This is a genomic window from Bradyrhizobium sp. USDA 3315, assembly GCF_054056795.1.
The window spans coordinates 6143822-6157491 of the sequence record NZ_JBSRYP010000001.1 but is presented as its reverse complement, the minus strand read 5'-3'; the positions used below and the strand labels follow the sequence as shown (position 1 = coordinate 6157491).

Below are 13670 nucleotides of genomic sequence, written 5' to 3'. Positions count from 1 at the left end.
CCTGGGCCGATGACCTGGGCCGATGACCTGGGCCGTAGCCATTTGCCGACATTGTTGACCCCGCCTCCGCGGCTCGCAAGGGCGTTCGCGAAAGGGCGGCGGCGGTGTGCCAGAATGCTGCCCCGCGATCCGCGGATTGACATTTCCGACCGTTCAAACGATAGTTTCATACAAATGTTTGAAATGCAACCTTGCGTTCGTCATTCCGGGGCAGCCCGCAGGGCTGAACCCGGAATCCGGAAATTGTGGAGCGAGATTCCGGGTTCGATGCTGCGCATCGCCCCGGAATGACCGGAGGCTCTCAGCCATGGCCAGCGACCAGACCCGATCCGCCATTCTCGCCGCCGCCGAGCGGCTCTATGCCGACCGCGGCTTCGGCGACGTCACGCTGCGCGACATCGTCGCGGAAGCGAACGTCAACCTCGCGGCGGTGAACTATCATTTCGGCTCCAAGGACGAATTGATCGCGGAGCTGTTCGTCACCCGCAGCATCCAGACCAACCGCGAGCGCCTCAACGAATTGCGGGCGGCGGAGGAAAAAGGCGGCGGCCGCGCCGCGATCGAGGACATCATGCGCGCCCTCGTCGGCCCCACCCTGCGCGGCTGCCTCGGGCCGGATCGCGAGGGCTCGACCGCGGCGCGGTTCATGATCCGCGCCTCGATCGAATCCGTGCCGCCGATCCGCCGCATCAAGAATCGCGAGGTCGATCACCTGCGCAAGTTCGCCGCGGCGATGCGCCGCGCGATGCCGGCCAGCAGCGACACCGAGCTCTATTGGGGCCTGCACTTCGCGCTCGCGATGGCGCACCACACCATCCGCGAGAAGGAACGCCTGCTGCGGCTGTCGGAAGGCAAATGCGATCTGGACGACGTCCGCGGCATCATCGATCGCGTGGTCACGGTCTCGGTGATGGCGCTGACGATGGGCGACGTGCCGAGCAAGCCGGCGCCGCGACCGGTCGCGATGCACGGGCGGCTGACGCGGCAGGATTTGTGAAGCGAGGGCGCCGCTGCGGCGCCCTGCCCTTACACCATCGCGATGCAGTCGATCTCGACGTCGAACGGCCCGGTCCATTCCGGGATGCAGACGAAGATCCGCGCCGGCGGCTGGTGCGGGAAGTACCTTGCATAGACTGCATTGAAGGTTGTGAAGTGCTTTGCCGAAGTGCAGAACACGTTGCACTTCATCACATTGTCGAGCGTGGCGCCGGCCGCCTCGAGGCATTGCTTGAGCTGCTCCATGAGCAGCTCGCTTTGCCGCTCGATCGACGCGCCGGCGGCGAACTCGCCGGTCGCGGGATCGAACGGCGGCAGGCCGGAGACGAACACCATGTTGCCGGCCCGGGTCACCGGCGATGCCGGCGCCTTCCAGCGCTCCAGCCAACTCGAGATCGGTTCGACGCGGACCACTTCCCGTTTCATGATTGGCACCTTCGATGAGGATCGATGGCGCCAACTTAGCAGGCGGATGTCAATGATGCTTCGATGCTGGTCGAAGTGTTGTTGCGGAATGACGACCCTGGTCCCGTCACCCTGAGGAGCGCGCCCTTGCGCGCGTCTCGAAGGGTCGACGGCCACCAGCGGGGCCGTTCATCCTTCGAGGCTCGCAAGAGCTCGCACCTCAGGATGACGGAGAAACTCCACCGCCCGCGGCCTCGAAGTCAGTGCCTACAGAATCCCCTGCGCCTTCAGTCCCTCGACCTTGGCGTCGTCATAGCCGATGGTCGCCAGGATCTCCTTGGTGTCGGCCCCCAACAGCGGCGGGGCGCGGTATTCGGTGATCGGCGTGCCCGAGAAGGTCAGCGCGTTCCGGATCAGCGACAGGTTCGGCTCGAACGGATGATCGACCTTGACCCGCATGCCGCGCGACTGCACGTGCGGATCGCTGAACACCTGCTCGAAATTGTTGATCGGGCCCGACGGCACGCCGGCCTCCTCGAGCTTCTCCAGCCAGTAGGCCACCGGATGCTTCAGGAACAGCCCGGCGAAGATCGCCATGATCTCCTTGCCGTGCACGACGCGGTCGTTGTTCTTGACGAAGCGCTTGTCGTTCGCGAGCTCGGGCTCGCCGAGCACGGCGCAGGTGCGCTGGAACTGGCCGTCATTGCCGACCACCAGCATCAGCTCGCCATCAGTGCAGCGGAACACGCCGGCCGGCATGCCGCCATTGCCCCAGGTGCCGCGGCGCGGCGGGGTCTTGCCATTGACGAGGTAGATCTGCAGCCAGTGCGACAGCGATGCGATCACCGTGTCGAACAGGCAGACGTCGATGTGCTGCCCTTCCCCGTTGTTGGCGTCGCGATGGTAGAGCGCCGAGAGGATGCCGATCGAGGTGTTCATGCCGGTCATGTAGTCGACGATCGAGGGGCCGACCTTCATCGGGCCCTCGCCCGGCTCGCCGTCGATATGGCCGGTGACGCTCATCAGGCCGCCCATCGCCTGCAGGATCGCATCATAGCCCGCGCGCGGCGCGTAAGGTCCGGTCTGGCCGAAACCCGTCACCGAGCAATAGATGATACCGGGGTTGAGCTGCTTGATGGTCTCGTAGTCGAGACCGTAACGCTTGAGGTCGCCGACCTTGTAGTTCTCCATCATCACGTCGGCCGTCTTGGCGAGCTCGCGGATGATCGCCTGCCCTTCCGGCTTGGCGATGTTGACGGTGACCGACTTCTTGTTGCGGTTGGCGCAGAGGTAGAACGAGTTGTTGTTGTTCTGCTTGCCTTCGGGATCGGTGAGATAGGGCGGGCCGAAGGCGCGGGCATCGTCGCCGCCGCCGGGCCGCTCGATCTTGATCACCTCGGCGCCGAGATCCGCCAGCATCTGGGCCGACAGCGGGCCCGCGAGCACCCGCGTCAGGTCGAGAATCTTGATGCCCGAGAGTGGCAGAGCCGACATGAACCTTCCTCCAAATCTTGCGATATCTTGATTGTGTCGCACCGGGCCGCTGCCCGCGCGCGCTCAAGCCTGCCGATACACCATTTTGGTGTGACGAGCACTGCATTGTCGGCATGAAGCCATCCCCGGGCGGCCTATGTGCGGCGCACCGGCGGTATTTGGCCGGAACCGGCCGGCCCCTGCCCCGATTGCCGCCACGCGAAATTGTGAAGATGGCCGACACCCATTTGCCTCAGCGTCAGCGGTATTTTGCCGCGACGAGGAGGAAAACATGCGGACGATCACGACGGTCGGGTTGCTGCTGACGCTGCTTGCGGCCGCGATGCCGCCGGTGGACGCGCGCGGCAGCCACGGCCATGGCGGCGGGCACGCGATGCACGGCATGCACGTGGGCGGCGCCACTGGCGCCGGCAGTTTTGCCGACGACAAGCGCCACGGCAACGACCCCTACACCAAGGCGGCCTCCGACGAAGAGGACCGCCTGCTCAACAGCAAGCTGAAGAGCATCTGCCGCGGCTGCTAGGACGACGTCCAGCGAAGCCGCGCCAGGATCGCGCGGCCCATGATCCAGTCCTTGTCGCTTTCGCTGAGGAACGGAAGCTCCTCCGTGAATTGCGTCACGCGCTGCCGGTAAGTGGCCCGGGCGAATGAGTTGGTTAGATCGGTCCCCCAGTGGCAGCGCTCCGGGCCGTAGGCGTCGAACAGGCGGTGGATGTGCGGGATCACGTCGCGGAATGGATATCGCTCAGTCGAAATCAGCGGGACCGACGACAACTTCACCGATACATTCGCATATTTTGCGAGCGCGGCCGCCTGGACGATAGCCTCCGGCACCATGTTGTTTTCCGATGAGCCGGGACGAGGGCGAAGTCCCGCGCCGACGCCCATGTGATCGATGATGAGCGTAAGTTGCGGGTGCCGCTCGGCGATGCGGGCGAACAGCGACGTCTGCCCCTCAGTGAGAAACATCACCGGCAGGCGGGCCTTCTCCGCCGCCGGCCAGAACCAGTCCGCGGTTCCGTCTGTCAGCCACGCCGCTTCGCCGGGGCCGACGTTCAACCTCACGCCCAGTACGCCGGGCTGGTCGCGCCAAGTCGCAAGCCGTGCCGCGCGGTCGGGCTTGTCGAGGGCGACACGCGCCATGATGGCGAAGCGGCCCGGGTACCGTCTGACTGCCTCCTGGGCATAATCGATGCGCTCACCTTCAAGCGACACTGGCGGAACGATGACAACGCGATCGACGCCAGCCTCGTCCATCAGTGGAATGACTCGCTCGATGGTGAAGGGCTCCGGGAGCTGCGGCTTGGCACCGGGGAGCCAGGGTCTCTCCGGAGTGCTTGCCGGCCACAGGTGAACCTGCGAATCGACGATCACTCGTTTTTGCTGCGCGACTGCTACAGTGGCGCGTTGCATTGACAGCGCGACACCGGTCGCGACGGCGCCGGTCAGAAGATGACGGCGTGAAGGCATGTAATGTCCTTCCTGTTCTATGGCTTTGGTCACGACATGATGGTGATCGGCACGGCGCGCCTCAGCAGGGGTAACCGCAAACTGGCTCGCAATATTGAAGATCACATCAGGAAATTGCGGCCGTAGAAATAGGGCTCACGGTCAATTTGCGCCGCAACAATCTTGAATCGCGCATTTCTCGGCTGGGCCCTGGCGCGGCGACCTACGACGCGATCGCCTGCCGCGGCTGCGCGGTGGCGCCGATCAGCTTGCCGATCTCGGGCTTGCAGCCGCCGCAATTGGTGCCGGCCTTCAGACAGCGGCCGATCGCATCGACGCTGTCGGCGCCCTTTTTGATCTCGGCGGTGATCTGGTGCCGTCCGACGCTGAAACAGGAGCAGACGATCGGGCCGACATCCTCGCCCGCGCCGAACGGCCTTCCCGCGAGCAGCGACATCCGCGCATTGGCCGACAATTGCTGCTCGGCGAACAGCCCGGTCAGCCAGGCCCGCGACGGCAGCGCGTGATCGGGCGCGATGAACACGCAGCCCTCGAGCCGGCCGTCGCGCACCGCCGCGTAGCGGAAGCGTCCCGCCGCCGGATCGCGATAGGCGATCCACTCGATCTCGACACCTTCGAGGCCGAGCTGCGCCCTCGCCCAGTCGCGCCAGCTCTCCGGGCGAGTGTCGAGCGCGAGCTCCAGCCGCGTGCAATCGCCGGCCTTGCCGTAGACCCAATAGCCGCTTGCCGGACGCCTGATCGCGTCGCGGCTCAGGATGAAGGCGTGCCATTTCGGCGTATAGGGATCGGCCTTGACCGGCGTGTGCTTGGACTCCGGCTGGCCGGACACTGGATCTGTCGCCGGATTGACCAGCGCGTTGACGCGCCCCTCGCCGGCGAACTCCGCGTTCCAGTGCATCGGCACGAACACGCAGCCGCGGCGCTGGTCGGCGCTGACCACGACGCGCGCGATCATCTCGCCCCAGCTGCTGGTCAGCCGCACCAATCCCTCGTTTTGCAGCCCGGCCTGCCGCGCATCCTCGGGGTGAAACTCGGCATAGGGCTCGAACACATGTGCCAGCAGCCGGCCGGTTTTGCCGGTCCGGGTCATGGTGTGCCACTGATCGCGCACGCGGCCGGTGTTGAGCACCAGCGGAAAGTCGCGGCTGGTCGCGTGGCGCGCCGCGCGCGGCGCCACCGGCACGAAGCGCGCCTTGCGGTCGGGCGTGAAGAATTGCTGGCTCTCGAACATCCGCGGCGTGCCGGCCGGATAGTCTGACGTCACCGGCCACTGCACCGGCGCCAGCGCGTCATAGGCGGTATCGTCCAGCGCCGCCAGCGCCGAGATGTCGAAATCGCGCCGGCCGCTATTCTCGAAGCCCGACAGTTCGGCGTGCTCGCGGAACACCTCGGCGGCCGAGGCATAGTCGAAGCCGGAATATCCCATGCGACTGGCGACGTCGCAGATGATGCTCCAGTCGGCGCGCGCCTCGCCCGGCGCTGCGAGAAACGGCCGCTGCCGCGAGATCCGGCGCTCGGAATTGGTGACGGTGCCGTCCTTCTCGCCCCACGCCAGCGCCGGCAGCAGCACGTCGGCGTGGCGCGTGGTGTCGGTGTCGCGCATGCAATCCGTCACCACGACGAGCTCGCAGGCCTCGAGCGCGGCGCGGGCGCGATCGGCATCCGGCAGGCTCACCACCGGATTGGTCGAGATGATCCACACCGCCTTGATGCGGCCGTCGGCGATCGCGTCGAACATGTCGACCGCCTTCAGCCCGGCCTTCTCTGCGATCACAGGCGCACGCCAGAACCGCTGCACCAGCTCGCGATGCGCGGGATTCTCGATCTCCATATGCGCGGCGAGCTGGTTGGCGAGCCCGCCGACCTCGCGGCCGCCCATCGCGTTGGGCTGGCCGGTCAGCGAGAACGGCCCCATGCCGGGACGGCCGATGCGCCCGGTCAAAAGATGACAATTGATGATGGCGTTGACCTTGTCGACGCCGCTCGACGACTGGTTGATGCCCTGCGAATACAGCGTGACGACGCGCTCGGTCCGGGTGAACCAGTCGAAGAACAGGCCGACCGCGCCTTCGGTCAGGCCGCAGGTCGCCGCGGTCTGCGCCACGGTCTGGCCGCCGACCTGCTTCAGCGCGTCGACGACACCCGTCGTGCAATTGCCGACAAAGCCGCGGTCGACCGCGTTGCTGCCGGCGAGGAAGGCGAACAGCCCGTTGAACAGCACGGAGTCGCTGCCCGAGCGCAGCGGCAGATGCAGATCGGCGCCCTCGCAGGTCGCGGTGCGGCGCGGATCGATCACCACGATCTTGCAGGCCGGATTCTTCTCCTTCGCCGCCAGCATGCGCTGGTGCAGGATCGGATGGCACCAGGCGGCGTTGGAGCCCACCAGCACGAGTAAGTCCGCCTGCTCGAGATCCTCATAGCAGCCTGGCACGGTGTCGCTGCCGAAGGCGCGCTTGTGCCCCGCGACGCTGGAGGCCATGCACAGCCGCGAATTGGTGTCGATATTGGCGGTGCCGACGAAGCCCTTGGCGAGCTTGTTGATGACGTAATAGTCCTCGGTCAGCAGTTGGCCGGAAACATAGAACGCGACCGCGTCGGGCCCGTGCTCCCTGATGATCCTGCTAAAGCCATCGGCGACACGATCGAGCGCGTCGTCCCACGTCGCCGGCGCGCCGTCCACCATCGGCTCGAGCAGACGCCCATCGAGATCGATGGTCTCGGCGAGCGCCGAACCCTTGCTGCAGAGCCGGCCGAAATTGGCCGGATGCTGCTTGTCGCCCTCGACCTGGACGGCGCCCGCCGCGTCCTTCGACACGATGACGCCACAGCCGACACCGCAATAGGGACACGTGGTCTTGACGGACATTGCCTGACCGCTCAGCTCACCGCCGCCGCCTGCCGCACCGACAGCCAGACAACGCCGTTCTCGACCTTGGCCGGGTGGGTATACGTGCAGCCTTCGTCGGGCGCGACCGCCTGCCCGCTCGCCAGCTCGATGACGAAGTTATGCAGCGGACAGGTCACGCGCTTGTTGTGCACGATGCCCTGCGACAGCGGCCCGCCCTTGTGCGGGCAGCGGTCGTCGAGCGCGAACACCTCGTCGCTCTCGGTCCGGAACACCGCGATGTTGCCGCCCGGCGTGCGCACCACGCGCGAGCCGAGCCGCGGAATGTCGGTCAATGCGCCGATTTCGATCCACTGGGTCATGCGAGCTCCAATTCGGCGAGAGGCGCGAACTCGTTGCGATCGACGCCGCGGCTGGCACGCTCGGCCCACGGATCGGTCTGCGCGAACTGCTGTGAATAGGCAAAGCGAGCGAACAGCGCCTTGCGGTTCGCAACGTCATCGACCACCCGCTTCCTGATCTGCTCGAGACCGACGCGGTCGCACCATTTGTACATGCGCTCGAGATACCAGCCCTCCTCGCGGTAGAGCTGGGTCAGCGCCACGATCACCTCGAGGCATTCGTCCTCGGTCTCGACCTTGGTCAGGAACTCGGTGCCCTTGATGTGCAGTCCGGCGGCACCGGCGAAATGGATCTCGTAACCGGAATCGACGCAGACCACACCGACGTCCTTGCAGGTCGCCTCCGCACAGTTGCGCGGGCAGCCGGAGACGCCGAGCTTGACCTTGGCCGGCGTCCACGAGCCCCACATGAACTTCTCGAGCTTGACGCCGAGGCCGGTGGAATCCTGGGTGCCGAAGCGACACCATTCGGAGCCGACGCAGGTCTTCACCGTGCGCAGGCCCTTGGCGTAGGCATGGCCCGACACCATGCCGGCGTCGTTGAGGTCGGCCCACACCGCCGGCAGGTCCTCCTTCTTGACGCCGAGCAGGTCGATGCGCTGGCCGCCGGTGACCTTTACCGTCGGGATGCTGAACTTCTCGGCGACGTCGGCGATCGCGCGCAGCTCGCTCGGCGTCGTGACGCCGCCCCACATCCGCGGCACCACCGAATAGGTGCCGTCCTTCTGGATGTTGGCGTGGACGCGCTCATTGATGAAGCGCGACTGCTGATCGTCGCGATATTCGCCGGGCCAGGTCGCGAGCAGATAGTAATTCAACGCCGGACGGCAGGAGTGGCAGCCGTTCAGGGTCTTCCACTCCATGAAGCGCATGACCGCGGGAATGGTCTTGAGCTGCTGCTCGACGATCACGCGGCGAACGTCGTCGTGGCTGTGATCGGTGCATTTGCACAGCGGCTTGACCTTCGGCGCCGCCGAATAGTCGCCGCCGAGCGTGAACGCCAGCACCTGCTCGACAAGGCCGGTGCAGGACCCGCAGGACGACGATGCCTTGGTGTGAGCGCGGACATCATCGAGCGTGAACAGCTTCTTCTCGCTGATCGCCTTGACGATGGCACCCTTGCAGACGCCGTTGCAGCCGCAGATTTCGGTCTCGTCGCTCATCGCGGCAACCGAGCTCTGGCCGCTGACGCCGCCATCGCCGAGATTGGCGGCGCCGAACACCAGGCGCTCGCGCATATGCGAGACGTCGGTGCCGTCACGCAGGTGCTGGAAGTACCAGGGACCGTCGATGGTGTCGCCATAGAGCACGGCGCCGACGATCTTCTTGTCCTTCAGGATGATGCGCTTGTAGACGCCGCGGTTGGCGTCCTGCAGCACGATCTCCTCCTTGTCCGGCCCCGGCGCGAAGTCGCCGGCGGAGAACAGGTCGATGCCGGTGACCTTCAGCTTGGTCGAGGTGACCGAGCCGTCATAGGTGGCAAACCCCTTCATCGCGAGGTGGTTGGCGCAGACCTTGGCCTGGTCGAACAGCGGCGCGACGAGACCGTAGGTCTGGCGGCGGTGCTGCACGCACTCGCCGACCGCGTAGATGCGGCCGTCATAGGTCTGCATGGTGTCTGAGACGACGATGCCGCGCTCGCAGTACAGCCCGGCCTTCTTGGCGAGCTCGAAATTCGGGCGGATGCCAACCGCCATCACCACGAGATCGGCCGGCAGCTCCGTGCCGTCGCCGAACCGCACGCCGGTGACGCGGTCCTCGCCCAGGATGGCCTGGGTCTGCGCCGGCATCTTGAACACCATGCCGCGCTCTTCCAGCGACTTGCGCAACAGGCCGCCGGCCACCGGATCGAGCTGACGCTCCATCAGCGTGTCGAGCAGATGCACGACCGTGACGTTCATGCCGCGCTTCATCAGCCCGTTGGCGGCCTCGAGACCCAACAGGCCGCCGCCGATCACGACCGCGTTGCGATAGTCGGTCGAGGCCTTGATCATGCGATCAACGTCATAGATGTCGCGGAAGCCGATCACGCCCGGCAGGTCCTTGCCCGGCAGCGGCAGCATGATCGGGTTTGAGCCCGTCGCGATCAAGAGGCGGTCATAGGGCACGCGCTCGCCGGCTTCGGTGACGACCTCGCAGGTGCGACGGTCGATCATGGTGATCGTCTCGCCCTTGCGCAGCGTGATGTTGTTGTCCTCGTACCAGTCGACGGTGTTGAGCATGATGTCGTCGACGGTCTTCTCGCCGGCGAGCACCGGCGACAGCAGGATGCGGTTGTAATTGCCGTAGGGCTCGGAGCCGAACACCGTGATGTCGTAGAGATCGGGCGCGCGCTCCAGCAGCGCCTCGACCGTCCGGATGCCGGCCATCCCGTTGCCGATCACCACGAGCTTCTGCTTGGTCACTTTGTCGAGCATGGTCCGCCTTTCAATTCCGACGGCGCTGCGCAGCGACGCGGCGTGCGTCGTTGATGGGCACCGATAAAGGTTTGGAGTTGTAGGAAGCCCAGCCGCGGGCGCAGACCGTCTTCGATGACGACCGATGTTCCGTTATAGATTGATATTCAAAACGCGTGCCAACTGGTGGCGGTCGAATCCGGCCGCAAAATCAATAGGTTTCCGGCCGATCAAAATCCACCGGTCCGCGCGCCGCGCCGACAGCCGGCCGAAATTTTAGCCACGCCGATGATCTCTTGTGCATCACAGCATCGCGGGCCGCGATGGCGATCGCGAAATCGTATTTGATGCGCGATCGCGCGGACTTGGCGCATCGCACAAAAAAGCACCAGCGTGCGCGTTTGCGCGGCGGCACTTGCCGCAAGCCACGCCACGCGCGGCGGCGGAACGCTGTTCGCGATTGCGCGGCAACGTCTTGCGACTGCACGGCAAAGCGACGCGACGTGATCGATGGCACGGTAATTGCTGACCCCAGCTGTTGACGGAGTGCGTCTCAACGACGAGCGCACTCCCATTCACCAACATTCCATTTGTCTGCGCCTGAGATGGCCGCGCTTTCGCGGCTGCCTCCGCCGCATCAACGCGAGATGCTTGCGATGAAGCTAGCCGAGTTCAAGAAGGCAGGTCACTGGCCGACACTGCTTGCCGCGTTCCTGTACTTCGACATCAGTTTCATGGCGTGGGTCGCGCTCGGACCGCTGATCGTCTACATCGCGCGAGACATGAATCTGGCCGTGAACGAGAAGTTCACCCTGGTCGCCATTCCCGTGCTGGCCGGCGCGCTGCTGCGCGTGCCGATGGGCATTCTCGCCGACATCATCGGCGCCAAGCGCACCGGCATCATCGCCCAGCTCGTCGTGATCGCCGCGACTGCTGCGGTGTGGCACTTCGGGCTGACCAGCAAGCTCGCGATCGAGCTGTTCGGGCTTGCGCTCGGCGTCGGCGGCGCCTCGTTCGCCGTCGCCCTGCCCCAGGCGAGCCGCTGGTATCCGCCGCAATATCAGGGCGTGGTGATGGGGATTGCCGGTGCCGGCAATATGGGCGTCGTGCTCGACACGCTGCTCGCGCCGACCATTGCCGAGCATTGGGGCTGGCAGGCCGTGTTCGGCTGCCTGCTTATTCCGATGCTGATGGTGCTCGCCTATTACGCGGTCGCAGCCAAGGACGCGCCGGGCGAGCGCAAGAAGGTCTCGCTGCAGGCCTACGGCGCACTGCTGAAGGATTCCGACAGCCGCTGGTTCATGTTCTTCTACTTCATCACCTTCGGCGGCTTCGTCGGCCTCGCCAACGCGCTGCCGCTCTATTTCACCGTGCAGTATCATGTCTCCGGCGTCGCGGCCGGCATGCTGGTCGCGCTGATCGTCGCGTTCGGCTCGGGATTCCGTCCCGTCGGCGGCATGATCGCCGACCGGATCGGCGGCATCCGTTCGCTGTCGATCCTGTTCGGTGTCGTGGTCGCGGCCTATCTCGTCATTGCCTTCATGCCGGAGGGCCCGACGGCGCCGACGCAGGCCGGCTGGGCGTTGACGGAACTGCCGCGCATCGCCTGGATCTCGGTGCTGCTGTTCTCGATCGGCGTGCTGGCGCTCGGCATGGGCAACGGCGCGGTGTTCCAGCTAATCCCGCTGCGCTTCCGTCACGAGATCGGCCTGATGACCGGGCTGGTCGGCTGCGCCGGCGGCGTCGGCGGCTTCTTCCTCGCCCAGACGCTCGGCGCCGCCAAGGGCATGACCGGCGGCTTCGGCGCCGGCTTCCTGTTCTTCGGCGGGCTGGCGTTGCTTGGCTTCATCGGACTTGCCATGGTCAAGGTTCGCTGGCGCACCACCTGGGGCGCGGTATCGGGAGCGCGCGTCTGAGGACTCCGCTCCGCAACATGACGGGGCCCGGACGTGGCGAACGGTTCGCAACGGGACTTGGGGGTGCGCGTCGGCTTCGCCAGCGAGACCGGCAAGCGCGCCGCCAATGAGGACTATGTCGCGGCCTGCTTGGGCCAGCCGGGCACGCTGCATCGCGACGTGGTTGCCGCGGTCGCCGACGGCGTCGGCGGCCACAAGGGCGGACGCGAGGCCGCGGAGGTTGCGGTCCGCAGCTTCATCGACGCCTATTATTCGTTGCCCGAGACGCTCGGCGTCCGCCGCCGCGCCGCGCGGGCGCTGGAAGCCGCCAACAGCTGGATCTACGGCCAGGGCCGCGTCGATGCCGCGCGCAGCGGCATGGCCTGCGCGTTCTCCTCGATCATCCTGTCACGGCGGCAATGCCATGTGATCCATATCGGCGACACCCGTGCCTATCGCCTGAGCGATGGCCGGCTGGAACGCCTGACGCAGGACCATATCGCCGGCCGCGGCGACCTCGCCCACATGCTGAGCCGCGCTATCGGTTTCGAGGAGTTCGCCCGCTTCGACTACACGTCCCTTGGGCTCCGGCAGCATGATCGCCTGCTGATCTGCAGCGACGGGGTTCACGGCGCGCTCGGCGATTTGCGCCTCCAGCAATTGCTGGAGGAACGCACGCCGCCCGACGAGTCCGCGCGCAGCATCGTCGACGCCGCCCTCGCGGCCGGCAGCAGCGACAACACGACCGCACTGGTGCTCGACGTCGTCGACCTGCCGCCGGCGGACCGCGACGATCTCACCCACGCGATCGCGACGCTGCCGATCCTCGATTTGCCGGTGACTGGCGATACGATCGACGATTTCAGCCTCGGCGACGTCTTGTCCGACGGGCGCTACAGCCGCCTGTTCAAGGCGATCGACAAGCGCGCCAGCCGCGAAGTGGTGCTGAAGTTTCCCCATCCACGGGTCGCGAGCGAAGGCTCCTACCGCCTCGCCTTCGTGCGCGAGGCCTGGGTCGCCGCGCGCGTGCGCAGCCTCTGGATCGGCGAGATCATCGAGGTGCCGGCGGAGCGGCAGACCAGGCTCTATTCGGCGATGCCGCTCTACGAGGGCGAAACACTGGAGCAACGGCTTGGTCGCGCGCCGCGGCTGTCGCTCACCGACGGCATCGCGATCGCAACCAAGCTGGTGCGTGCGGTCACCGCGCTGCACCGCGCCGGCATCATCCATCGCGACATCAAGCCGGACAACGTGATCCTGCTGAAGGACGGCGGGTTGCGCCTTGTCGATCTCGGCGTCGCGCGGGTGCCGCTCTTGGAGGATTTTCCCGCCGAGGACATTCCGGGCACCGCGAGCTACATGGCGCCCGAACTGTTCGGCGGCAAGGCCGGCGACGAGGCCTCCGACCTGTTCGCGCTCGGCGTCACGGTCTACCGCATGTTCACGGCGAACTATCCGTTCGGCGAGATCGAGCCGTTCTCGCGGCCGCGCTTCGGCAAGCCCGCGCCGCTGTCGCGCTACCGGCCGGATCTGCCGGCCTGGCTCGACGCGGTGATCGGCAAAGCGCTCAGCGTCGACCCGGCACAACGCTTCGGCGATGCCATCGAATTCGCGCACGAACTGGAAAACGGCGCGACCTGGGCCGGCCCTGCCGTCACCACCCGCAAATCGCTGCACGACCGCGATCCCGTGACCTTCTGGAAGGTGCTGTGCGCGATCCTGGCCCTGATCGTCGTGGTGCTGCTGGCTCGGCATTAGACTAGCTCCG

At 66.1% G+C, this 13670-nt stretch carries 11 protein-coding genes; 5 read left to right on the top strand and 6 right to left on the bottom strand.

Annotated elements, in window-relative coordinates:
* The first annotated feature begins 307 nt into the window (after positions 1-307).
* On the top strand, positions 308-997 hold the full coding sequence (locus ACVIYL_RS28675; protein ID WP_057019566.1) for a TetR/AcrR family transcriptional regulator: 690 nt from the start codon (positions 308-310) through the stop codon (positions 995-997).
* Between the two features lie 29 nt (positions 998-1026).
* Here the strand turns inward: ACVIYL_RS28675 and ACVIYL_RS28670 are convergent, their stop codons facing one another.
* Both ACVIYL_RS28670 and ACVIYL_RS28665 read right to left on the bottom strand, forming a co-directional pair.
* Positions 1027-1422: a RidA family protein gene (locus ACVIYL_RS28670; RefSeq protein ID WP_456780371.1), complete on the bottom strand. Its 396-nt coding sequence runs from the start codon at positions 1420-1422 to the stop codon at positions 1027-1029.
* Positions 1423-1668: 246 nt separating this feature from the next.
* Positions 1669-2895, bottom strand: coding sequence for a CaiB/BaiF CoA transferase family protein (locus ACVIYL_RS28665; protein WP_229189315.1), 1227 nt, complete (start codon positions 2893-2895; stop codon positions 1669-1671).
* A gap of 271 nt (positions 2896-3166) precedes the next feature.
* Between ACVIYL_RS28665 and ACVIYL_RS28660 the strand changes: the two genes are divergently transcribed.
* Positions 3167-3418, top strand: coding sequence for a hypothetical protein (locus tag ACVIYL_RS28660; RefSeq protein WP_141339650.1), 252 nt, complete (start codon positions 3167-3169; stop codon positions 3416-3418).
* On the opposite strand, the gene ACVIYL_RS28655 is transcribed toward ACVIYL_RS28660, so the two are convergent.
* Positions 3415-4365 carry an amidohydrolase family protein gene (locus tag ACVIYL_RS28655; RefSeq protein ID WP_057019679.1) on the bottom strand — a complete coding sequence of 317 codons (951 nt, stop codon included), beginning with the start codon at positions 4363-4365 and terminating at the stop codon, positions 3415-3417. The two genes, ACVIYL_RS28660 and ACVIYL_RS28655, sit on opposite strands and share 4 nt — an antisense overlap.
* Positions 4366-4368: 3 nt before the next feature.
* Here ACVIYL_RS28655 and ACVIYL_RS28650 point away from each other — a divergent pair, with 3 nt between their 5' ends.
* The gene (locus ACVIYL_RS28650; RefSeq protein WP_456780370.1) at positions 4369-4491 is read left to right on the top strand and encodes a hypothetical protein; all 123 of its coding nucleotides are present in this window, start codon (positions 4369-4371) and stop codon (positions 4489-4491) included.
* 76 nt (positions 4492-4567) lie between these two features.
* Here the strand turns inward: ACVIYL_RS28650 and ACVIYL_RS28645 are convergent, their stop codons facing one another.
* Genes ACVIYL_RS28645 through nirB form a run of 3 tightly spaced genes read right to left on the bottom strand, consistent with a single transcriptional unit; the run spans position 4568 to position 10028 of the window.
* Positions 4568-7231, bottom strand: a complete 2664-nt coding sequence (locus tag ACVIYL_RS28645; protein ID WP_456780369.1) for a nitrate reductase — start codon at positions 7229-7231, stop codon at positions 4568-4570.
* A gap of 11 nt (positions 7232-7242) precedes the next feature.
* Positions 7243-7572 carry a nitrite reductase small subunit NirD gene (nirD, locus tag ACVIYL_RS28640; RefSeq protein ID WP_253639611.1) on the bottom strand — a complete coding sequence of 110 codons (330 nt, stop codon included), beginning with the start codon at positions 7570-7572 and terminating at the stop codon, positions 7243-7245.
* On the bottom strand, positions 7569-10028 hold the full coding sequence (nirB, locus tag ACVIYL_RS28635; RefSeq protein WP_456780368.1) for a nitrite reductase large subunit NirB: 2460 nt from the start codon (positions 10026-10028) through the stop codon (positions 7569-7571). Before nirB ends, nirD begins: the two co-directional genes overlap by 4 nt.
* Positions 10029-10663: 635 nt before the next feature.
* Here nirB and ACVIYL_RS28630 point away from each other — a divergent pair.
* The gene (locus tag ACVIYL_RS28630) at positions 10664-11923 is read left to right on the top strand and encodes an MFS transporter (RefSeq protein WP_076831717.1); all 1260 of its coding nucleotides are present in this window, start codon (positions 10664-10666) and stop codon (positions 11921-11923) included.
* 63 nt (positions 11924-11986) lie between these two features.
* A complete protein-coding gene (locus tag ACVIYL_RS28625; protein ID WP_456780367.1) occupies positions 11987-13660 on the top strand; it encodes a protein kinase domain-containing protein in 1674 nt (557 codons plus the stop codon).
* Positions 13661-13670: the final 10 nt, after the last annotated feature.